The organism is Methylobacterium oryzihabitans, from assembly GCF_004004555.2.
GTDB classification, from domain to species: Bacteria; Pseudomonadota; Alphaproteobacteria; order Rhizobiales; family Beijerinckiaceae; genus Methylobacterium; species Methylobacterium oryzihabitans.
The window spans coordinates 1-19,807 of the sequence record NZ_SACP01000007.1; the positions used below are offsets into that span (position 1 = coordinate 1).

Genomic DNA, 19,807 nt, shown 5'->3' on the forward strand with positions numbered 1-19,807 from the left:
GTGGCTCGGGCTCAGAATGAAACGCCGAATGTCGAGCTGCGCGGCTCGACCGTTGGTGCTTAATCTTGAGCCCGAGCCACCCTCACCCCTACCCCTCTCCCACTCGGGAGAGGGGATCCCGCGTTCAAAAATTACTCGTCAAGTCAGTCACTTGGAGACAGTTTCTATTTAGGCGGCCCGGCCCGTCGCCACCGTGGCGGGCGGCTCGGAGCGGGCCAGCATCGGGTGGTCGCGCAGCAGCGGCAGCGGCACGGCCCTGCCGATGAGGAAGCCCTGGACGAGGTGGCAGCCGAAGTTGCGCAGGCGGTCGAGCTGGTCGTCGGTCTCGACGCCCTCGGCGACGCATTCGAGCCCGAGATTGGCGCACAGGTCGAAGATCGTCCGCACGATGCTCTCGCCGGTCCGCGTGCCGAGGCCGGAGGTGAAGCTGCGGTCGATCTTGATCTTGTCGAGCCCGAGGCGGTGGACGTAGCTGAGGCTCGAATAGCCGGTGCCGAAATCGTCGAGCGCGATGCGGATGCCGCGCTGGCGCAGGCTGCGGATCGAGGCCTCGGCGGCGTCGAAATCCATCATCAGGGCGGTTTCGGTGAGCTCGAAGGTCAGCCGCTCCGGCGCCACGCCGCTGCCGCCGACGACGTCGAGGATCCGGCTCGTGGTCTCGGGCGAGATCAGGTCCTGCGACGACAGGTTGAACGACAGCCCGACCTCGGGCGGCAGGTCGCGCATGTCGCGCAGCGCCCGGGCCAGGAGCGCGAGGGTGAGCGCGTGGATCATGCCGCAGCGCTCGGCCGCCGGGATGAACCGCGCCGGCGACACGTCGCCGAGGGTCGGGCTGGTCCAGCGCGCCAGCCCCTCGACCAGCACGATCCGGCGCGCGCTCAGGTCGAGGATCGGCTGGTAGTGCAGCGTGAACTCGTCCTCGATGTCGGCGGCCTGGAGGGCGGCTTCGAGGCGGTGCCCGTCCTGGATCAGGTCGTCGTGGTGCTTGGAATACACCGTCACCATCCCGCGCCGGTGCTCCTTGGAGAAGTACAGGGCGTGGTCGGCCTGCTCGAACAGCCGGTGCGGCTCGCACTCCGCCTCCGCGCAGACGGCGAGGCCGCCGGAGCAGCCGGGCGCGAGTCGGGCCTCGCCGATGCGGACCGGCCGCTTCAGCCGCGCGGCGATCTCGGCGCAGAACGCCGCCACCGGCCGGTCCAGGCGCGCGACCTCGATCAGGACCGCGAACTCGTCGCCGCCGAGGCGGGCGACCCGGACGCCGTCGCCGGCGAAGGCCCGCAGGCGGTCGGCGGCCTCGATCAGGACGCGGTCGCCGACGGCGTGGCCGTAGGTGTCGTTGATCGGCTTGAAGCGGTCGAGGTCGAAGATCGCCACCGCCACCACCTGTCCGGGCGCGCGCGGCGCCCGGCACAGGGCGTCCAGCTCGGCGAAGAAGTAGCGCCGGTTGGGAACCCCCGTCAGGCTGTCGGTGTGCGCCAGCCGGAGGTTCTCCTCGACGAGGCGGTGCATCTCCTCCTGCTTGTCGATGAGCGCGGCCTGCGATTCGATCAGCGACAGGAAGGACTGGAAGTTGTTGAGCAGCACCCGGACCATCACGATGGTCACGAAGGCGATGTTGAGCGCGATCGCCCGGAACACCGCGTTCCCGCTCAGGAGGTAGTAGGACAGGAACACCACGCTGACGATGCCGGTGATGAGCAGCGCCGCCGGCGGCAGGTGCATGAGGCAGAAGATGCAGGCGATCACCGTGATCGCCACGAAGATCGTGACGTGTCCGCGCTCGAACGTCCCGCCGTACTGGTCGAGGACCATCGCCCAGCCCACGAAGGCGACCGACAGCAGGCCGGTGATCGCGATGGTCCGGCGCAGCCGCCGGTCGGCCTCGGCGTCGTCGATCCGGCTGACGTCGAGGCGGTACCAGTGCAGGGCCCGCAGGGCGCAGACCGGCACGAGGATCGCGAGCACCCCCGCGGTGAGCCAGACCGGGGCGAGGCTCCAGTGCGTCGCCGCCAGCGCGAGGGCGTTGACGGAGAGGCAGGCGTACAGCGCCGGGATCTGCTTCTGGATCTCGGTGAACTGCGCGATCCGGATCCGGGCCGCGAGAGCCGGGTCGGCCCCGGCGCCCGGTGCGCCGGCGGTCGGGCTCAGCCATCGGCGCAATCCGGCGCTGACGCGGGCGATCACCGGCGCCGTCCCGACAGGGCGCGGCCGCGGACGCCTTCCGCGCCCTCCCGCCGTCCGATCGGCTCCTTCCGCATGAGCGGCATCCTGTCTTCGGGCCGGGATCACCCGATCACCGTATTCCCTAGCATCCGGCATAGGCGGCCAGATGTTAATACGCCGATAATTCGGGAATAATGCTCGGCCGCGAGGCTCGCCCGGGCCCTGCGACGAATCCCTCCTGTATCCGGGATGCCGCATGGTTGTCGGGTCATTCACGAGCGTCGATTTTGCACTGCAACGATCGGGTCGCCGGCGGGCTGCCAATGCGGAAAGTAGCGGGGTTTGCGCTGCGCCGGCGCCGGGAGCCGCGATGGTTGCTTTCGCGACACGCAGCGCCGCCGCGGCGCAGCAGACGATCCGGCGCGCTTCGGTTCAGGGCACCGCCGAGGCGACGGAGACCGACACGTTGCCGTTCGAGGCCCGGTAGACGCTCTCCGTGAGGGCTTCGAGCGTCTGGAACGCCGGACCGGGCTGCAAGTGCTTCAGGGCCCAGATCGCCGCCTGGGTCCGGTTGGAGACGCTGATCTTGCGCAACACGCCCTTGACGTGGATCTTCACGGTCGACTCGGCGATCGAGAGCCGGCGGGCGATCGCCTTGTTGGACTCGCCCTTGACGAGGCCGTACAGGATTTCGCACTCGCGCTCCGACAGCGTCCGGCGGCCCTCGGCGACCGGGAGGGCGGCCGGGCGCAGCACGCCCGGTTCGGCCTGCGGCGGGCCGTCCGCCGCGACGGGGTAGGCATCGCCGATCAGCCCCATCGAGATGATGCTGAAATCCTCGGTCACCAGATAGAGCAGCCGCACCAGAGCGGCGGCCGAGATGTCCCGGCTCACCACCGCGTTGACCGCCCCGAGGGCGACGAGCTGCGCCGCCCCGGAGGCATCCGCGGCGGCCAGCACGACCATCCGGGCCGACGGGACCTGCTCGCGCAACCGGGCCGCCGCCGCGGCGACCCGCACCGCGTCGACCTCGTTCGCGCAATCGACCACCACGACCGATCCCTCGCGGACCGCCCGGGCGAGGGTCTCGCCGTCGTCGAGCCCCTCGACGCTGGCCGTCACCCTGATGCCGCTCGCCGACAGGACGCTCCTCAACCCCTCCCGGAACATGCCGCTGGGTCCGACGAGAACCGCCGCCGCGATCGTCTGCGGCTTCGACCGGCGACCCTGGGACGAGCCGGCCGGATGATTGCCGAACCGGCTGCTGCTGCCTCCCTGATGCTTCGGCATCCTTCCGGCCTCCCTCCGAGCAATGGGTTGTTGAATCATTCCGCAACGAGTATGGCCACCAATCAACATTTTCAAGCATAAAAACAAAATTTTTCCTAACAATCCCCGCAGTATTGGTTGTAGTTCAAATGAATGATGCCGCTACGTCGCTAAATACCCCAATTCATCACCGTATAGGAGAGAATTTTGAGCCTCTATATTGGCTGCCGAGCAGATTGCGGGCGATCCGATGCGCCAACCTCGTCGGGTTACTTGCGCAGCATACAGGTCGGCACCCGGCAATCGCCCGCACGGACCGATCGGGCCGGCAAGCGGTCGGTGCGTCCTGGTACGATGACGCGATCGGGATCATGTGGGATTCATTGCAAGAAACCTCCTCCATCGCCTTGCCATCGTCCACATGAACTAGTCCGAGCGGACGATGACCATCATTCAATAGTGCCGCACCCTTCACGCCACAGCAAATATCAAATGATAACCGGCACGTGTGTCAATAAAATTTTTTTCTCTACATCCGTGATGCGAGTGATCGCCGGGTCGGAATTTGAGGATGGCGCCGGGAACGTCAGGCTTGATTGACAGTTTTGATCCCACCGGCTCGTGAGATGCAGCGACACCGGGGCCGGAGGCGTGATCGCCCACGGGAGCCGCCCTGCGCTCGTGACGGATCGCCGCGGCGCTCCGGCTGCCATGGAAGACGAATCGGGCGCCGCCCCGGACGTGGCCGCTCACCGGATCGAGCGGGACGCACCGGACATCAGTGGCAGGGCGCCCGCCGGCCCGCGCGCGGGGCCTCGATCGCGCCAAGGCACTCCCGGCCAGGCGGCCCGGCTCGGCCTGCGGCCCGCTTGTGATCCGTCGCGAAGCGCCCCAAGGCTTTGCAGGTGTGATACGGTTTTCGGACGATCAGTTCCGAAAACCGTATCACCAGCCCGCGCGGCGCTTGAGCGAAGCCGAAATCCGCATCGCGAATGCGATCCGCCAGGATCGCCTGAAGCGATCAATCGGATTTCGTATGATACGGGTCCGGAAGACGGCTTTCCTCTCGCGAGCCCGCGCGGTGGAGCCGGTGGCTGCACACACCCGGGCAGAGGCGAAATCCGCATCGCTCCAGGCGACCGCTTGCGGTCGCCTGGAGCGATCGAGCAGACATCGCACGACCCCGGACCCCGCGCGAGACGGCCAGGAGACGCCCATGCCCCTCTACACCCTCGACGACCTCCATCCGGTCATCGCCGACGCCGCCCGGGTGTGGATCGCCCCCGACGCCCACGTCATCGGTCAGGTCGAGATCGGCCTCGACGTCGGCATCTGGTTCGGGGCGGTGATCCGCGGCGACAACGAGCCGATCAGCATCGGCGACCGCACCAACATCCAGGAAGGGGCGATGCTGCACACCGATCCCGGCCTGCCGATCGTCCTCGGCGAGGACATCACGGTCGGCCACCACGCCATCGTGCACGGCTGCACGGTCGGGTCGAACTCGCTGATCGGGATGGGGGCGACGATCCTCAACGGCGCCCGGATCGGCCGCAACTGCCTCGTCGGGGCCAACGCCCTCGTCACCGAGGGCAAGGAGTTTCCCGACAACAGCCTCATCGTCGGCGCCCCCGCCAAGGCGGTGCGCACCCTCGACGCGGCCGCGATCGAGGGCCTGCGCCGCTCCGCCGAGCGCTACGTCGCCAATGCCCGCCGCTTCGCCGGCGGACTGGTGCGCCTCGACGGCTGATCGAACTCAGTCGGTTCCGTCGATCCGCGCGGCGAGCGCCGCCGGCAGGCCGAGGGTCGGCTTCGGGTCGGGCCGCCGGAACGCCCCGGCGGTGGCCTTGCGCGGGCGCAGGGCCACCGCGGCCTCGGCGAGCTTCACCGCGGCGACGACCTGATCGACCACCGGCACCGGCATCCGGTCGCGCACCCGCGCGCCGAGGCCGGTGAGCGGCGCCCCGGCGAAGATCAGCGCGTCGGCGCCGTCCTCCGCCACCACCGCCCGGGCGAGGTCGAGGAGCTGGTCCTCCTTCTCCGACTGCACGTCGGACAGCGAGGCGAACCGCCCCTCCAGGGCCCGCACCGCGGCACAGCGCCCGGTCAGGCCGTGGGCGGCGACGCACTCGACGTACCAGGGCACCAGGGCGCGGGCGAAGGTGACGATGCCGAACCGGCCGCCGAGCAGGCAGGCGCTCAGCATCGCCGCCTCGGCAAGCCCGATGACCGGAAAGTCGAACAGTTCGCGCGCCCCGAGCAGGCCCGGATCGCCGAAGGCCGCGACGATCGCCGCGTCCGGGCGCGGCGCCTCCGCCAGCATCTCCAGAACGAGCGCGCCGCCGATCTGCGCCTCGGCCCGGGTCGCGATGTAGGGCACGCCCCGGCTCGCCGTCATCGTGACGATCTCGGTGCCGGGCGCCGCCGCGGCGGCCCCGGTGACGCGCATCAGTTCGGTGACGTCGCGGCTGGTGTTGGGGTTGAGGAGAAGCAGACGCATCGGGCACTCGGGACGGGTCAGGCCGCGTCGGTCGCGGCGGGCGGGCACAGGCCGGCGAGCAGCGCCGCGCCGGTATGGGTGACGTGCTCGGACAGCAGGCGCCCGGCGGCGTCGGCGTTCCGGGCCTCGAGGGCTTCGAGGATCGCCCGGTGCTCGGCCACCGACTCGTCCCAGCGCGCGCGCCGGCCGAGGGCCCGGCGCCGGGCCAGCTCCGCCCGGGCGTGCAGGGCGTCGTGGGCGTCCCTCAAGGGGGCGTTGCGCGCCCCGGCGACGATCAGGCCGTGGATGCGGTGGTTGAGGGCGAAGTAGGGCGCGAGCGCCCCGGCGCGGTGATGCGCCTCCATCTCGGTCTGGAGCGCCCGCAGCCCGGCGAGGTCGGCCTCGCCCATCCGGTGCGCGGCGAGTTCCGCCGTCGCCCGCTCGATCCCGGCGATCGCCTCGAACAGGGCCGCCACGTCGCCGGGTCGCAGCTCGGTCACCCGCGGCGAGCGGTTCGGCCGCAGCTCGATCAGCCCCTCGGCGGCGAGCAGCTTCAGCGCCTCGCGCAACGGCGTGCGCGAGATGCCGAGCGCCGCCGACAGGTCGGTCTCGACGAGGTCGGCCCCGGCCGGCAGCTCGCCGCCGACGATCAGTCCGCGCAGGCGCTGCACCGCGCGCTCGTGCAGGCCCAGACGGGCGAGGCCCGGTTCGGCCTGGAGCAGCACCGGCTTGCGCGGGCGGCCGCGGGGGCGCCGGACCTCTTCCATGAACACCTCGCTCCTCTGGTCGCGCCGAGCATAGCGCCTACCGGCGCGCCGGCGCGCAGCAAGTTCAGGCAACTCGTGACGCCCTCGTCGGCATTTAGCATTAATTGCATGCAGAGCACGAAAAATGCGTTGCGCCGCCTCCGGGACCGCCGCAACCTCTGTCCCGGCCGCCGAGCGGCGCCCGCCAATCCGAGGGATCCCGTGATGCGACGTCGATTCGGCCCCGTCCTGGCCGCCTCCCTGTGGGCGCTGTCGTGGATGCCCGCGCCGGCCCAGGCTCAGGGCGAGCCGGTGAAGGTCGGCTACGCCAAGTGCGCCCATTGCCTGCCGATGGCGCTGCTGCCGGACTTCGCGAAGGGGGCGACGATCGACGCGATCGGCTTCAATTCCGGCAACGACGTGCTGACGGCGCTGATCTCGAAGAGCCTCGACGTCGCGCAGGTGACCTACCTCCATTACGTCACCGCCCTCGACAAGGGCTTCGACGTCGTGGCGGTGGCCGGCGAGGTGAACGGCGGCTCGGAATGCCTCGCCGCCAAGGGGCTGGCGCTGAAGGCCGACGACTGGGCCGGGTTCAAGGCCGCAGTCGAGAAGGCCAAGGCCGCCGGCACGCCGCTGAAGGTCGCGGCCTCGCGCGGCAACGCGCAGGACATCCACATGCGCGGCGCCTTCCTCAAGCACGGCATCAACCCGAACAAGGACGTGCAGTTCGTCAACATCCCGAACCCGTCCGACCACCTCGCGGCGGTGCAGCGGGGCGAGATCGACATGGTGTGCTCGGTCGAGCCGTTCGCCTCGCAGATCCGCATGGCCGGCGCCGCGACCCGCTTCGTGCTCCCCTACGACCAGGCCGCCGGCAACCTGACCAACCTCATCGTCACCCGCTCGGACGTCATCAAGACCCGCCGCGCCGCCGTGCAGGCGGTGGTCGACGCCGACGTCGCGCTGGTCGCCAGGCTGGACGCCGACAAGTCGGTCTGGATCGACGTCATCAACCAGAAGACCGGCCTGTCGAAGGAGGTCGCCGCCGAGGCGATCAAGAACGCCGAGCCGGACTACCGCATGCACCGCGCCAAGACGCTGGCGATCGCCGCGATGATGCGCGATCTGAAATACATCGGCCGCGACGTCTCGGCCGAGGCCGAGAAGAACATGGACTATTCCTTCCTCGAAGCCGCGACGAAGAAGACCCGCGATGGCCTCGGTCACTGACGCCGCGCCCCGCGCCGCCGCGCCGGCGGTCCTGCCCGGCCCGCGGCGCGCCATCGGCCGGCGCCTCGCCGGCCTCGCCGAGCGGGCGGCCCTGCCGCTCGTCCTCCTCGCCGGCTGGGAGGCGTTCTCGCGCTCCGGCGCCCTGCCGCCGGCCCTGCTGCCGGCGCCGACCGCGGTGCTGCACGCGCTGGCCGACTGGATGTTCGGCCTCGACGAGACCACCCAGAGCTATTCCGGCGAGTGGCTCGGCGGCGCCCTCGCCAGCCTGACCCGGGTGCTCGCCGGCTTCGCCATCGCGGCGGTGAGCGGCACCCTGATCGGCGTCGCCATCGGCTGGTGGCGGATCGTCGAGCGCACCGTCGAGCCGACCCTGCAGATGCTGCGGCCGATCCCGCCGGTGTCGTGGATCCCCCTCGCCATCGTGTGGTTCGGCATCGCCAACAAGCCGGCGATTTTTTTGGTGTTCCTCGGCGCGTTCTTCCCCGTGCTGATGAACACCATCCACGGGGTGCGCGGCGTCGACCGCAACCTGATCCGCGCCGGCGCGATGATGGGCGCCTCCGAGCGTCAGCTCCTCACCGACATCGTGCTGCCGGCCGCCCTGCCGTCGATCTTCTCGGGGCTGCGCATCGCCATCGGCTCGGCCTGGATGCTGACCGTGACCGCCGAGATGGTCGCGGTGAAGAGCGGGCTCGGCTACGTGCTGTGGGATTCGTACTACTTCCTGCGCTACGACATCGTCCTCGCCGCGATGATCTCGATCGGCCTGCTCGGCTTCCTGTCCGACCTCGCCATCAAGGCGGTGATGGCCTCGGTGCTGCACTGGCAGAAGGGGACCACGGTCCAGGGGCGGTGAGGGGGAGGCGCGCCGCCCCGAACCCTCCCCCGCAGAGGGCAACGGCTGTCCGGGGGAAAATCTCTTTTGAAAGCAAGCGCGGGATCCCCTCTCCCGAGTGGGAGAGGGGTAGGGGTGAGGGTGGAGACGGCGCAGAATCGAGCGCCAACGGTTGAGCCGCGCAGCTCAACGGTTCAGGGTTATTGCGGAAGCCGAGCCACCCTCACCCCCGGCCCCTCTCCCACTCGGGAGAGGGGAGGTGCGCCCCATCTTTTCCCGACAGCCCTGCGTAGAGGGGAGGGTGAAGGCGGCGTCCCCGACCAACCCGTCACCCCATCATCCCATCCCATTCACGAAAGCACCCCCGGCCATGAGCGCGATCGACTTCGCCGACGTCCAGAAGGTCTTCCGCGACCGCGACGGGCGCGACCTCGTGGCGGTGGAGCGCACCCGGGCGACGATCGAGGCCGGCGAGTTCGTCTGCCTGCTCGGGCCGTCGGGCTGCGGCAAGTCCACCCTGCTCAACATGATCGCCGGGTTCGAGGCTCCGACTTCCGGCGAGATCCGGGTCGCCGGGCGCCGGGTCGAGCGGCCGGGCGCCGACCGCGGCGTGGTGTTCCAGCAGCCGACCCTGATGCCGTGGCTCACCGTCATCGACAACGTCGCGTTCCACCTCAAGCTCAAGGGCGTCGGCAAGGCCGAGCGGCGGGAGCGGGCGCAAGCCTACGTCGACCTCGTCGGCCTGCGCGGCTTCGAGCGGCACTACCCGTCCGAACTGTCGGGCGGCATGAGCCAGCGGGTCGGCATCGCCCGGGCGCTGCTGATGAACCCGGCGGTGATCCTGATGGACGAGCCGTTCGCGGCGCTCGACGCCCAGACCAAGATCGAGATGCAGGAGGAGCTGGTCGCGATCTGGCAGCGGGTCGGCGCCACAGTGGTGTTCGTCACCCACTCGGTCGACGAGGCGCTGGTGCTCGGCAACCGCATCGCGGTGATGAGCCGGCGTCCCGGCCGCATCCGCGAGTTCATCCCGTTCGACCTCGCCCGGCCCCGCGACGTGACGAGCCCGGCCTTCAACGACATGAAGCGCCACGTCCTCGGACTGATCCGCGAGGAGTCGACCCGCAGCAAGGTGGCCGCGTGATGACCCGCCTCGGCATGCTGACGCCGTCCTCGAACACCCGGCTCGAACCAGCCACCGCCGCGATGCTGGCGGGGATGCCGGAGGCGACGGCGCATTTCTCGCGCTTCCGCGTCACCGAGATCTCGCTGTCGCCGCAGGGGCTCGGCCAGTTCGACGAGGCGCCGATCCTCGCCGCCGCGACCCTGCTCGCCGACGCCAAGGTCGACGCGATCGCCTGGAACGGCACCTCGGCGGCGTGGCTGGGCTTCGCCCGCGACGAGGCCCTGTGCGCGCGCATCGAGGCGGCGACCGGCATTCCGGCCTGCACCGCGGTTCTGGGCTTTCGCGAGGTCTTCCGCCGCGGCGGCCACCGCCGGATCGGCCTCGTCACCCCCTATACCGGCGACGTGCAGGCGAGGATCCGGGCGAACTGGGCCGAGGCCGGCTTCGACTGCACCGCCGAGCGCCATGCCGGCCTGAGCGACAATTTTTCCTTCGCCGGCCTCACCGAGGCCGATGTCGCCGGCATGGTCCGGGCGGTGGCGGCGGAGGGCGCCGAGGCGGTGGCGATCGTGTGCACCAACATGGCGGGTGCGGGCCTCGCCGCCTCGCTGGAGGCGGAACTCGGGATCCCGGTCTACGACTCGATCGCCGTGACCCTATGGGCCGCCCTGCGCCGGGCGGGGGCCGATGCGTCGCGCGTCACCGGCTGGGGCCGGGTGTTCGGGCTGTAGGGGGTCAGCTTCCGGGATTGACGAACAGGCTGTCGAACTCGGCCGGAGCGTAATCGCGGCCGGTGATGTCGGTGATGACCACGCTCTCGTGGCCGTCGGCATTGAGTTCGTGGGCCTTCTCCAGAGCCGCCTCGGGGGTCGTCCGCTGATAGGACAGGTGGCCTTCGAGCGTGTGGGCGGTCACGACGAGCTGCATCGAATCTCCTGCTTGGTTCGAGGACCGGTATAGCCGCGCTGCACCGCGACGGCGAGGCCGCGGCGGCGATCGGCGTCCCGGGCCGTTCCCCGCCACGCGGGCCGTCTGACGGGGAAAGGCTGGACCGGTAGGGTTAACGAAGGGTTGCCGGCGCTTGGGGCCGGCGCCTCCCCTCCCCCCCTGCGGGGGAGGGGACCCCGCTGCGAGTGCGAAGCACTGGTGCCCGGAGCGGGCCGGGACGAAGTCCCGCAAGAGGGGATCGCGACGCCGATCCCAGGTGGCGCCCTTCACGACGGCTCCGACTTTTCCGGAAGCCGCGTCCCCTCTCGGCGGGACTACGTCCCGCTGCGCTCACTTCGTTCGCCCCCCTCCCCCCAGAGGGGGGAGGGTTCGCGTCGCTCCCCCCCTCAGTTGCCCTCGGCGATCTCGTCGCCCTCGGCCTCGCTCTCGCCCTCGATGTGCTCGACCGAGACGACCTTCTCGGCCTTGTCGGTGTTGAACACCGTCACGCCCTGCGAGGCGCGGCCGACGATGCGGATGTCGTCCACCGGCACCCGGATGAGCTGGCCGCCATTGGTCACCAGCATGATCTGGTCGGTGGACTCGACCGGGAACGAGGCCACGAGGCTGCCGTTGCGGGCGTTGACCCGCATCGCCGTGATGCCCTTGCCGCCGCGGCCCGAGGTCCGGTACTCGAACGACGACGACCGCTTGCCGAACCCGCGCTCGGACAGCGTCAGCACGAACTGCTCGCTGGCGCTCATCTCGGCGTAGCGCTCGGTCGAGATCGCGGCGGCCGGGGCCTCCTCCTCGGCGCCCTCGCCCTCGACCGGCTCGCCCATCACGGCGCGGCGCATCTTGAGGTAGCCGGACCGCTCCTCGGGCGTCGCCTCGAAGTGGTTGAGGATCGTCATCGAGATCACCCGGTCGCCGGGCGCGAGCTGGATGCCGCGCACGCCGGTCGAGTCGCGGCCCTTGAACACCCGCACGTCCTCGACCGGGAAGCGGATGCACTGGCCCGCGGCGGTGGTGAGCAGCACGTTCTGCTCGGGCCGGCAGATCTCGACGTGGACGATGTGGTCGCCCTCGTCGAGCTTCATCGCGATCTTGCCGTTGCGGTTGACCTGGACGAAGTCCGACAGCTTGTTGCGCCGCACGTTGCCGCTGGCGGTGGCGAACATCACGTCGAGGGTCTCCCACGACGCCTCGTCCTCGGGCAGCGGCATGATCGTGGTGATGCGCTCGCCGCCCTGGTCGAGGGGCAGGATGTTGACCAGCGCCTTGCCGCGGGCGTTCGGCGCGGCGAGCGGCAGCCGCCACACCTTCTCCTTGTAGGCCTGACCCTGCGAGGAGAAGAACAGCACCGGCGTGTGGGTGTTGGCGACGAACAGCCGGGTGACGAAATCCTCGTCGCGGGTCGACATGCCCGAGCGGCCCTTGCCGCCGCGGCGCTGCGCCCGGTAGGTCGAGAGCGGCACCCGCTTGATGTAGCCGGCGTGCGACACGGTCACGACCATGTCCTCGCGCTGGATCAGGTCCTCGTCCTCGACGCTGGAATCCCAGTCGAGGATCTCGGTCCGGCGCGGCGTGGCGTACTCGGCCCGGACCTCCGCCAGCTCGTGCTTGACGATGCCCATGATGCGGGCGCGCGAGCGCAGGATGTCGAGGTAGTCGGCGATCTCGTCGGCGAGGCGCTTGAGCTCGTCGCCGATCTCGTCGCGGCCGAGGGCGGTGAGGCGCTGCAGGCGCAGGTCGAGGATGGCGCGGGCCTGGGTCTCGGACAGCCGGTAGGTGCCGTCGTCCCGCAGGCGGTGGCGCGGGTCGTCGACGAGGGCGATCAGCGGCGCGATGTCCTCCGCCGGCCAGTCGCGGGCCATCAGCGCCTCGCGGGCGGTGTTGGGATCGGGCGAGGTGCGGATCAGCCGGATCACCTCGTCGATGTTGGCGACCGCGATCGCGAGCCCGCACAGGACGTGGGCGCGCTCGCGGGCCTTGTTGAGCAGGAACTTGGTGCGCCGGGAGACGACCTCCTCGCGGAAGTCGATGAAGGCCTGGATCAGATCGCGGAGGTTGAGCAGCTCCGGCCGGCCGCCGTTGAGCGCCACCATGTTGCAGCCGAAGCTGGTCTGCAGCGGGGTGTAGCGGTAGAGCTGGTTCAGCACCACGTCGGCGACCGCGTCGCGCTTCAGCTCGACCACGATGCGCATGCCGTCGCGGTCGGATTCGTCGCGCAGGTCGGCGATGCCCTCGACGCGCTTCTCGCGCACGAGGTCGGCGATCTTCTCGACCAGCGACGCCTTGTTCACCTGATACGGGATCTCGGTGAAGATCAGCGCCTCGCGCTCCTTGCGCAGCTCCTCGATGTGGGATTTGGCCCGCATCACCACCGAGCCGCGGCCGGTGGCGTAGGCCGAGCGGGTGCCGGCCCGGCCGAGGATCGCCGCGCCGGTCGGGAAGTCCGGCCCCGGGATGATCTCGTTCAGGCCCTCGACGGTCAGTGCCGGGTCGTCGATCAGCGCGATGCAGCCGTCGATCACCTCGCCGAGGTTGTGCGGCGGGATGTTGGTCGCCATGCCGACCGCGATGCCGCCGGCGCCGTTGACGAGGAGGTTGGGGAAGCGGGCCGGCAGCACCGCCGGCTCGTCCTTCGACTCGTCGTAGTTCGGGGTGAAGTCGACGGTGTTCTTGTCGATGTCCTCGAGCAGCGCCATCGCGGGCTTGGCGAGGCGCGACTCGGTGTAGCGCATCGCCGCCGGCGGATCGCCGTCGATCGAGCCGAAGTTGCCCTGGCCGTCGACCAGCATCATCCGCATGGCGAAGTCCTGGGCCATCCGCACCAGGGCGTCGTAGATCGACTGGTCGCCGTGGGGATGATACTGACCCATGACATCGCCGACGATGCGCGCCGACTTGACGTACTTGCGATCCGGCAGGTAGCCGTTCTCGTACATCGAGTACAGGATGCGGCGATGCACGGGCTTCAACCCGTCGCGCGCGTCCGGCAGCGCCCGGCTCACGATGACGCTCATCGCGTAGGCGAGGTAGGACTGGCGCATCTCGTCGGTGATCGAGACGGGCTTGATGTCGGTGGCGGGCGGGGGCGCGCCGGTCGGGTCGTTCTCTGCCAAGGTCACTCTCTCGTCGCGGCCCGCGCGGGGTCACCTGAGACGGTCGGCATAGCCGATTTGCCGCCCGGTCGCCAGCACGGCCAGGGCACGCGGAAGCATGAAGCGGATCAGGATGTTAGATGGGATTCTTCCGCCCCGCCCGCAACCCGCCGGCGGGGCCTGCCCGGCTCCCCGCACCGGGCCCGCAGTGTCGCGCCGAATGGTTAGCGTTTGATGGAGGGCGGGCCTCAGGGGCCGGGCTTGCGATAGATCTCCGACAGGGACACAGCCGCCCCGATGGCCGGGAACGGCACGACCGCATCAAGGCCCTCGTGGACCGTCGGCGCCTGCGGCCAGTCCCAGGCTTCGTCCTTCAGCCACGCGAACGCCTTCGGCTCGGTCTGGGCGAAGACGACGTATTGGCACAGCGTCGGTCGGACCCGGTACTTGGCGAACTTGGCGCCGTGATCGTCATAGGCGGTGCTGGCGGACAGGACTTCCACCACGACGACGGGTGTCGGGGTGGCCCGCTCGCTGCCTTGACCGCTCTGCCGGTCGACCACGACATCGGAATACAGGATCGTACCCTGTCCCCGCCCTGGGCGGATCCTGACGCCGAAATCGCCCTTGTTGACGTCGAAGGCCGCCTCGTCGGCCCGGGCGTGCAGCGCGACGAAGACCCGCTTGGCCACCCGCTCGTGGTCGCGGGTCGCTCCGGCAGGCGTCACGACGACACCCTCGATCAATTCGAACCGCCCGTCGCGATGTTCCGCCCAGGCGAGGAACTGGTCCTCGGACAGGCGCGCCGGGGTCTCGGACACGGCGGATCCCATGTCAGTCACACCCTCTCCGCAGCCAGGGCCGGCCGATCGTGCCGCCTTCCGGCGGCCTGGAAAAGCGAAGGCCCGGCGCTCCTCACGGAGGCCGGGCCGGATGCGCGTCGCCGGGCGACTAGAACGGGATGTCGTCGTCGAGGTCGTCGTAGCGCTTCTGGTTGCCGCCGCCCGAGGCGGCCGGGCGCCGCTCGCCGCCGCGGTCGCCGCCGGAGCGCTCGCCGCCGCCCGACCGGTCGCCGCCGTAGGAGCGTCCGCCGCCGCCGTTGAAGTCGCCGCCGCGGCTGATCTGGCCGCCGCCCATCTCCTCGCCTGCCGATTCACCGCCGCCGCGGCCGTCGAGGATCGTCAGTTCGCCGCGGAAGCGCTGGAGCACCACCTCGGTGGTGTACTTCTCCTGGCCGGACTGGTCCTGCCACTTGCGGGTCTGGAGCTGGCCCTCGAGGTAGACCTTCGAGCCCTTGCGCAGGTACTGCTCGGCCACGCGGGCGAGGTTCTCGTTGTAGATCACGACCGAGTGCCACTCGGTCTTCTCCTTGCGCTCGCCGGACGCCTTGTCCTTCCAGGACTCGGAGGTCGCCAGCCGCAGGTTCACCACCGGGTCGCCGGAGGCCAGCCGGCGGGTCTCGGGATCGCGCCCGAGATTGCCCACCAGGATCACCTTGTTCACGCTGCCCGCCATCACTCTCTCCTGTCGATCCATCTCTCGGGCTGCCGCGCCCGGCCGGAGGCACGGACCCGCGACGGGTCCTGCCAGATGGGCCGAACGGACCGGGTCCGGCAAGCCGGTGCGCGGGGCTGTACCCGCTACACACAGAACGCCGGACGGCCGAGGATGTTCTATCTTTGTTCGGATCGGTTGGCAAGAATGCGGGCGACCGGGGCCCGCGTCATACGAAATCCGATTGATTGCTTCAGGCGATCCTTCCGGATCGCCTTCGCAATGCGGATTTCGGCTTCGCTCAGGCGCCGCGCGGGCTGGTGATACGATGTCCGGAACTGATCGTCCGGAAATCGTATCAGCTGCTCACCGGCATGGCCGTCCCTTGCGGATGAAACGGGATCGCGGATTTTCTGCACCCGTTGCAGCCATCGAAGACAGTTTTCGTCTTAGCGCTGGTCCCCCTCTCCCGAGTAGGAGAGGGGACAGGGGTGAGGGTGGCTCGGGTGCAGAATCAGGCCCAACGGCTGAGCTGTGCAGCTCGACCTTCAGGTCTCCATTCTGCATCGTCTCCACCCTCACCCCTACCCCTCTCCCACCCGGGAGAGGGGATCCCGCGCTCAAAATTTCTGATTTAAAATCAATCGTTTGCAGCGAGTTTCTATTTAGGTCCCGGACGGGCCGAGACTGCGCGGGGCCGGGCTCACCACGGTCGGCGTGCCGCCGCGGATCTCGAACACCGCCAGCGCCCGCTCGCTCGTGCCCTCCGGCCGGAACCGGAACGTGCCGTCGACGCCGGCGAAGCCGGACGGGTTGGTGAGCGTCGTGTCGGCGTAGCGCTGCGACCCGTATTGCCGGTTGAGCGCAGCGGCCAGCGACACCGCGTCGTAGGCGAGCGAGGCGACCCGCGCCGGCTCGCTGCCGTAGCGGGCGCGGTAGCGCCCGGCGAAGGCGGAGAAGCCGGCCGGGTCGGCGGCGGCGAACCAGCCGCCCTGGAGCGCCGGCAGGGCGAAGACCCGCGGATCGTTCCAGGTCGCGGTGCCGACCGGCCGGACCCGGGCCGGGTTGAAGCCGGCCTTGGCCAGGGCGGCGGAGGTGGTGGCGAGCCCCTCGGGCGTGTCGGGCAGAAACAGCACGTCGGCCTGCGGCGCGGCCCCGCCGATCACCGGCGCGAGCCGCGCGACCGCGGCGCCGGGCTGGCCGGGCGGGAAGCGTTCGAGCGCGGCGAGCCGGACGCCGCGCCGGGCCACCGCCTCGCGGAACTGCGCCTCGACGGCGCTGCCATAGGCGTTGTCGGGAATCAGGGCCGCGAAGGAGCGCCGGCCCGACGCGCTCGCCTCGTCGACGATGCGGTCGACCTCCGGCTGCGGCAGGAAGCTCAGGAGGTAGACGCCGCGGGCGGCGACGGCGGCGTCGGTCGAGAACGCGATCACCGGCTTGCCGGCCGGGCGCGCCGTGGCGGCGGCCGCCTGGACGCTGCCGGCGAAGAGCGGGCCGATCACGAGGTCGGCGCCCTCAGCGAGGGCGGCGGCGGCGGCCTCGCGGGCGCCGTCCGGGGTCGAGCGGTCGTCCTTGACCAGGAGCTTCAGGTCGGGCCGGTCGGCCTCCTGCAGGCTGAGCTGGGCGGCGTTGCGCATCGCCGCGCCGACCGCGGCCCCCGGCCCAGTCAGCGGCAGGATCAGCGCGACCTTCACCGAGCCGGTCCCGAGCGGTCCGGTCTCGACGGGGGCGGGCGGCACATCCGCCACCGGCCGGCTCGCGATGACCGGGCTGTCGAGCCCGCGGCCGCAGGCGGCCAGCCCGAGGCCGGCGAGCAGCACCCATCCGAACCCGCGGAGGCTCCTCGTTGCCCGGCGCGCCATGCCTCCGCTCCCCCGCTGCGGCGCCGGCGGGTCCGCCGGCCGTGTCGTCCCTCGTGCCTTGCGTGGAAGCCCGGGCGGGAAAAGTAAACCGCCGCCCCCCCTGCCGGAATGGTCAGCCCGCACGAAACTGTGCCAGTGTCGCCGCGATGACCCAGAGATCCGACCCGACCTCGCGCCCCGGGCCCGGCCGCGGCCCGGCGACCTACACCGCCTTCGGCCTCGCGGCGGAAGCCGAGCCGCTCGCCCCCGGCCTGCACGTGGTCGCGACGCCGATCGGCAACCTGAAGGACGTGACGTTCCGGGCGCTGGCCACCCTGGCGGCGGCCGACGCGGTGCTGGCCGAGGACACCCGCGTCACCCGCACGCTGCTGGCGCATTACGGCATCACCACGCCGCTCGTCGCCTATCACGAGCATTCCGGCGAGGGGGTGCGCGAGCGGATGATCGCCCGCATCCGGGCCGGCGAGGCCCTGGCGCTGGTCTCCGATGCCGGCACGCCGCTGGTGTCGGATCCCGGCTTCAAGCTGGTCCAGGCGGCGATCGCCGCCGGCCTTCCGGTAACGCCGATCCCGGGCGCGTCGGCCGCCATCACCGCCCTGATGGCGGCGGGCCTGCCGACCGACCGGTTCTTCTTCGAGGGGTTCCTGCCGCAGAAGAGCGGGGCGCGCCGCAACCGCCTCGCGGCGCTCGCCGGCGTGCCCGGCACGCTGGTGGTGTTCGAGGCGCCCCACCGCCTGCCCGAGATGCTCGCCGACGCCGCCGCGATGCTCGGCGGCGCCCGCCCGGCCGCGGTCGCTCGCGAGCTGACCAAGCTGTTCGAGACCGTGCGGCGCGGCGACCTCGCCGGCCTCGCGGCGGACTACGCCGCGTCGGGCCCGCCCAAGGGCGAGGTGGTGGTGGTGATCGGCGCCGGCGAGGCCGCGCCCGGCCCGGAGGACGACGCCGACCTCGACGCCCGCCTGGGGGCGGCGCTCGCCCGCCACTCGATCAAGGACGCCGCCACCCTGGTGGCCGAGGAGACCGGCCGCAAGCGCCGCGAGGTCTATGCCCGCGCCCTGATCCTCGCCCGTCGCCAGGACGACAAGGATTCCGACGAGGATTCCGGCGAGGCGCCCGGCGATGCCGGCTGACCTCGTCCGCCGCCGGGCGACCTTCCTGCGCGGCCACCGGGCCGAGACCCTGGCGCTGCTCGCCCTGCTGCTGAAGGGCTACCGGCCGCTCGCCCGGCGCTTCGCCGCCGCCGGCGGCGAGATCGATCTCGTCGTGCGCCGCGGCGACGTGATCGCCTTCGTCGAGGTCAAGGCCCGGCCGACCCTGGACGAGGCCCTGGCGGCCATCGACGCCGCCAAGCGCCGCCGCTTCTCCCGGGCGGCCCTGGCCTGGATCACCCGCCATCCCGCCAGCGTCGGCCTGACCCTGCGGGCCGACGCGGTGTTCGTCGCGCCCGGGCGCTGGCCCCGCCACGTCGTCTCGGCCTTCGAGATCGAAATTCGCTGACGCCGTTAACAATCCGTGCGTTTCGCGGATTGCGTTCATCTCGTGTGCAGTGCAGCATGCGCAAGCTTGGGCACCAACACGGACGACACGACGCGCGAGGACGGCATGCGGAGCGGATTCGGATGCGACGACTGCGGCAGCCCGGCCGTACGGCTGCCCGCGATCCTGCACGACGAGGCGCCGATCCAGTGCGATCGCTGCGGTTGCACACTGATGGCCTGGGGCGCGTTCAAGCGCCGGGTCGAGGCCGAGGCGCCGCCCGAGGGCGGCCCGGCGGTGGACCTGATCCGGGCGCCCGGACTGGCCGAGGCGGCGGCGACCTGACGGGCGGCCGGTCTGTGTGATCGGCACAGGGTCTGCGGGGTGGCGCGGTCCCCCCTCTGCGGGAGAGGGTGCCCCACGAAGTGGAGCGGGCCAGGACGATAGTCCCGCAAGAGGGGATCGCGGCGCCGATCCAGGGAGCACCCTTCAGGACGGTCGCGCCCTTTCCGGAAGCGGCGTCCTCTCTCCCGGCTCACTGCTGTCGCCACCCTCCCCCACCCCGAGTCGGGCAAGGGATGCGGAACTCGGACAGTCCCAAGTTCCGGAGGGGGAAAGGGGCGGAGCGGAGCGCTCGACGCGCTCTCCGTGTCAGTCGGCGTGGCCCTTGATCGCCGCGATCAGGGTGCGCTTCAGGTCCATCTGGCTGAACGGCTTCTGCACCACCGGGCGCTCGCGGAACGGCTCGCGGATGCCGGCGCCGCCGTAGCCGGTGGAGAAGACCAGCGGCAGGCCGCGCTTGGTGATGATCTCGGCGACCGGATAGATCGGCTCGCCGGCGACGTTGACGTCGAGGATCGCGACCGCGAAGCTCTCCTTCTCGGCCATTTCGAGGGCCGTGCTCAACCGGGCCGCCGGTCCCACCACCGTGCAGCCGAAATCCAGGAGCATGTCCTCCAGGAGCATCGAGATCGCGGCCTCGTCCTCGACCACGAGGACGCTGGCACCCTGCAGGAGTTCGTCGCTTGTGTCCGTGCTCACGCCGGAGGCTCTTTCCCTCATCGCCCCGCACCGAGGCCCTGGTTCGACC

At 70.8% G+C, this 19,807-nt stretch carries 18 protein-coding genes; 8 read left to right on the plus strand and 10 right to left on the minus strand.

The window, feature by feature from the left end; translation table 11 throughout:
* Window positions 1-168: 168 nt before the first annotated feature.
* Window positions 169-2,184 carry a putative bifunctional diguanylate cyclase/phosphodiesterase gene (locus EOE48_RS08885; RefSeq protein WP_246154059.1) on the minus strand — a complete coding sequence of 672 codons (2,016 nt, stop codon included), beginning with the start codon at window positions 2,182-2,184 and terminating at the stop codon, window positions 169-171.
* A 411-nt stretch (window positions 2,185-2,595) separates the two neighbouring features.
* Window positions 2,596-3,453 (minus strand): helix-turn-helix transcriptional regulator, encoded by an 858-nt coding sequence (locus tag EOE48_RS08890; RefSeq protein WP_127728448.1) that lies wholly within the window; start codon window positions 3,451-3,453, stop codon window positions 2,596-2,598.
* A 1,195-nt stretch (window positions 3,454-4,648) separates the two neighbouring features.
* Here EOE48_RS08890 and EOE48_RS08895 point away from each other — a divergent pair.
* Window positions 4,649-5,182 (plus strand): gamma carbonic anhydrase family protein, encoded by a 534-nt coding sequence (locus EOE48_RS08895; protein ID WP_127728449.1) that lies wholly within the window; start codon window positions 4,649-4,651, stop codon window positions 5,180-5,182.
* Window positions 5,183-5,188: 6 nt separating this feature from the next.
* On the opposite strand, the gene EOE48_RS08900 is transcribed toward EOE48_RS08895, so the two are convergent.
* Together EOE48_RS08900 and EOE48_RS08905 are read right to left on the minus strand one after the other, a co-directional pair.
* Window positions 5,189-5,932 (minus strand): aspartate/glutamate racemase family protein, encoded by a 744-nt coding sequence (locus EOE48_RS08900; protein WP_127728450.1) that lies wholly within the window; start codon window positions 5,930-5,932, stop codon window positions 5,189-5,191.
* A gap of 17 nt (window positions 5,933-5,949) precedes the next feature.
* Window positions 5,950-6,678, minus strand: coding sequence for a GntR family transcriptional regulator (locus EOE48_RS08905; RefSeq protein WP_127728451.1), 729 nt, complete (start codon window positions 6,676-6,678; stop codon window positions 5,950-5,952).
* Window positions 6,679-6,936: 258 nt separating this feature from the next.
* Between EOE48_RS08905 and EOE48_RS08910 the strand changes: the two genes are divergently transcribed.
* The 4 genes from EOE48_RS08910 (at window position 6,937) to EOE48_RS08925 (ending at window position 10,582) form a co-directional block, all read left to right on the plus strand.
* Complete coding sequence (locus tag EOE48_RS08910; RefSeq protein ID WP_425463641.1) at window positions 6,937-7,890, plus strand: ABC transporter substrate-binding protein; 954 nt, start codon at window positions 6,937-6,939, stop codon at window positions 7,888-7,890.
* Complete coding sequence (locus tag EOE48_RS08915; protein WP_127728453.1) at window positions 7,874-8,746, plus strand: ABC transporter permease; 873 nt, start codon at window positions 7,874-7,876, stop codon at window positions 8,744-8,746. The genes EOE48_RS08910 and EOE48_RS08915 overlap by 17 nt, the downstream gene beginning before the upstream one ends.
* Window positions 8,747-9,095: 349 nt before the next feature.
* Window positions 9,096-9,869: an ABC transporter ATP-binding protein gene (locus tag EOE48_RS08920; RefSeq protein ID WP_127728454.1), complete on the plus strand. Its 774-nt coding sequence runs from the start codon at window positions 9,096-9,098 to the stop codon at window positions 9,867-9,869.
* Window positions 9,869-10,582, plus strand: a complete 714-nt coding sequence (locus EOE48_RS08925) for a maleate cis-trans isomerase family protein (RefSeq protein ID WP_127728455.1) — start codon at window positions 9,869-9,871, stop codon at window positions 10,580-10,582. The genes EOE48_RS08920 and EOE48_RS08925 overlap by 1 nt, the downstream gene beginning before the upstream one ends.
* 4 nt (window positions 10,583-10,586) lie before the next feature.
* Here the strand turns inward: EOE48_RS08925 and EOE48_RS08930 are convergent, their stop codons facing one another.
* The 5 genes from EOE48_RS08930 to EOE48_RS08950 form a co-directional block, all read right to left on the minus strand.
* A complete protein-coding gene (locus tag EOE48_RS08930) occupies window positions 10,587-10,778 on the minus strand; it encodes a hypothetical protein (protein ID WP_127728456.1) in 192 nt (63 codons plus the stop codon).
* A gap of 407 nt (window positions 10,779-11,185) precedes the next feature.
* Window positions 11,186-13,906, minus strand: coding sequence for a DNA gyrase subunit A (gyrA, locus tag EOE48_RS08935; RefSeq protein ID WP_127728457.1), 2,721 nt, complete (start codon window positions 13,904-13,906; stop codon window positions 11,186-11,188).
* A 227-nt stretch (window positions 13,907-14,133) separates the two neighbouring features.
* On the minus strand, window positions 14,134-14,706 hold the full coding sequence (locus EOE48_RS08940; RefSeq protein ID WP_187371355.1) for a Uma2 family endonuclease: 573 nt from the start codon (window positions 14,704-14,706) through the stop codon (window positions 14,134-14,136).
* A 130-nt stretch (window positions 14,707-14,836) separates the two neighbouring features.
* Window positions 14,837-15,400, minus strand: a complete 564-nt coding sequence (ssb, locus tag EOE48_RS08945; RefSeq protein ID WP_127728459.1) for a single-stranded DNA-binding protein — start codon at window positions 15,398-15,400, stop codon at window positions 14,837-14,839.
* Between the two features lie 644 nt (window positions 15,401-16,044).
* Window positions 16,045-17,241, minus strand: a complete 1,197-nt coding sequence (locus tag EOE48_RS08950) for a penicillin-binding protein activator (RefSeq protein ID WP_127728460.1) — start codon at window positions 17,239-17,241, stop codon at window positions 16,045-16,047.
* A 146-nt stretch (window positions 17,242-17,387) separates the two neighbouring features.
* Here EOE48_RS08950 and rsmI point away from each other — a divergent pair, with 146 nt between their 5' ends.
* The 3 genes from rsmI (at window position 17,388) to EOE48_RS08965 (ending at window position 19,062) form a co-directional block, all read left to right on the plus strand.
* Complete coding sequence (gene rsmI / locus EOE48_RS08955) at window positions 17,388-18,371, plus strand: 16S rRNA (cytidine(1402)-2'-O)-methyltransferase (protein ID WP_127728461.1); 984 nt, start codon at window positions 17,388-17,390, stop codon at window positions 18,369-18,371.
* Window positions 18,361-18,738, plus strand: a complete 378-nt coding sequence (locus EOE48_RS08960) for a YraN family protein (RefSeq protein ID WP_127728462.1) — start codon at window positions 18,361-18,363, stop codon at window positions 18,736-18,738. Before rsmI ends, EOE48_RS08960 begins: the two co-directional genes overlap by 11 nt.
* 105 nt (window positions 18,739-18,843) lie before the next feature.
* Window positions 18,844-19,062, plus strand: coding sequence for a hypothetical protein (locus tag EOE48_RS08965; RefSeq protein WP_127728463.1), 219 nt, complete (start codon window positions 18,844-18,846; stop codon window positions 19,060-19,062).
* A 306-nt stretch (window positions 19,063-19,368) separates the two neighbouring features.
* Here EOE48_RS08965 and EOE48_RS08970 read toward each other — a convergent pair whose 3' ends face one another.
* Entirely contained in the window at window positions 19,369-19,683 is a 315-nt protein-coding gene (locus EOE48_RS08970; RefSeq protein ID WP_425463642.1) for a response regulator, read from the minus strand.
* Between the last annotated feature and the right edge of the window lie 124 nt (window positions 19,684-19,807).

Coding starts and splice junctions, on each gene's coding strand:
- EOE48_RS08890 (WP_127728448.1), bottom strand. CDS start 3,453: ATGCCGAAGCATCAGGGAGGCAGCAGCAGCCGGTTCGGCAATCATCCG.
- EOE48_RS08895 (WP_127728449.1), top strand. CDS start 4,649: ATGCCCCTCTACACCCTCGACGACCTCCATCCGGTCATCGCCGACGCC.
- EOE48_RS08900 (WP_127728450.1), bottom strand. CDS start 5,932: ATGCGTCTGCTTCTCCTCAACCCCAACACCAGCCGCGACGTCACCGAA.
- EOE48_RS08905 (WP_127728451.1), bottom strand. CDS start 6,678: ATGGAAGAGGTCCGGCGCCCCCGCGGCCGCCCGCGCAAGCCGGTGCTG.
- EOE48_RS08910 (WP_425463641.1), top strand. CDS start 6,937: ATGCCCGCGCCGGCCCAGGCTCAGGGCGAGCCGGTGAAGGTCGGCTAC.
- EOE48_RS08915 (WP_127728453.1), top strand. CDS start 7,874: ATGGCCTCGGTCACTGACGCCGCGCCCCGCGCCGCCGCGCCGGCGGTC.
- EOE48_RS08920 (WP_127728454.1), top strand. CDS start 9,096: ATGAGCGCGATCGACTTCGCCGACGTCCAGAAGGTCTTCCGCGACCGC.
- EOE48_RS08925 (WP_127728455.1), top strand. CDS start 9,869: ATGACCCGCCTCGGCATGCTGACGCCGTCCTCGAACACCCGGCTCGAA.
- EOE48_RS08930 (WP_127728456.1), bottom strand. CDS start 10,778: ATGCAGCTCGTCGTGACCGCCCACACGCTCGAAGGCCACCTGTCCTAT.
- ssb (WP_127728459.1), bottom strand. CDS start 15,400: ATGGCGGGCAGCGTGAACAAGGTGATCCTGGTGGGCAATCTCGGGCGC.
- EOE48_RS08950 (WP_127728460.1), bottom strand. CDS start 17,241: ATGGCGCGCCGGGCAACGAGGAGCCTCCGCGGGTTCGGATGGGTGCTG.
- rsmI (WP_127728461.1), top strand. CDS start 17,388: ATGACCCAGAGATCCGACCCGACCTCGCGCCCCGGGCCCGGCCGCGGC.
- EOE48_RS08960 (WP_127728462.1), top strand. CDS start 18,361: ATGCCGGCTGACCTCGTCCGCCGCCGGGCGACCTTCCTGCGCGGCCAC.
- EOE48_RS08965 (WP_127728463.1), top strand. CDS start 18,844: ATGCGGAGCGGATTCGGATGCGACGACTGCGGCAGCCCGGCCGTACGG.
- EOE48_RS08970 (WP_425463642.1), bottom strand. CDS start 19,683: ATGCTCCTGGAGGACATGCTCCTGGATTTCGGCTGCACGGTGGTGGGA.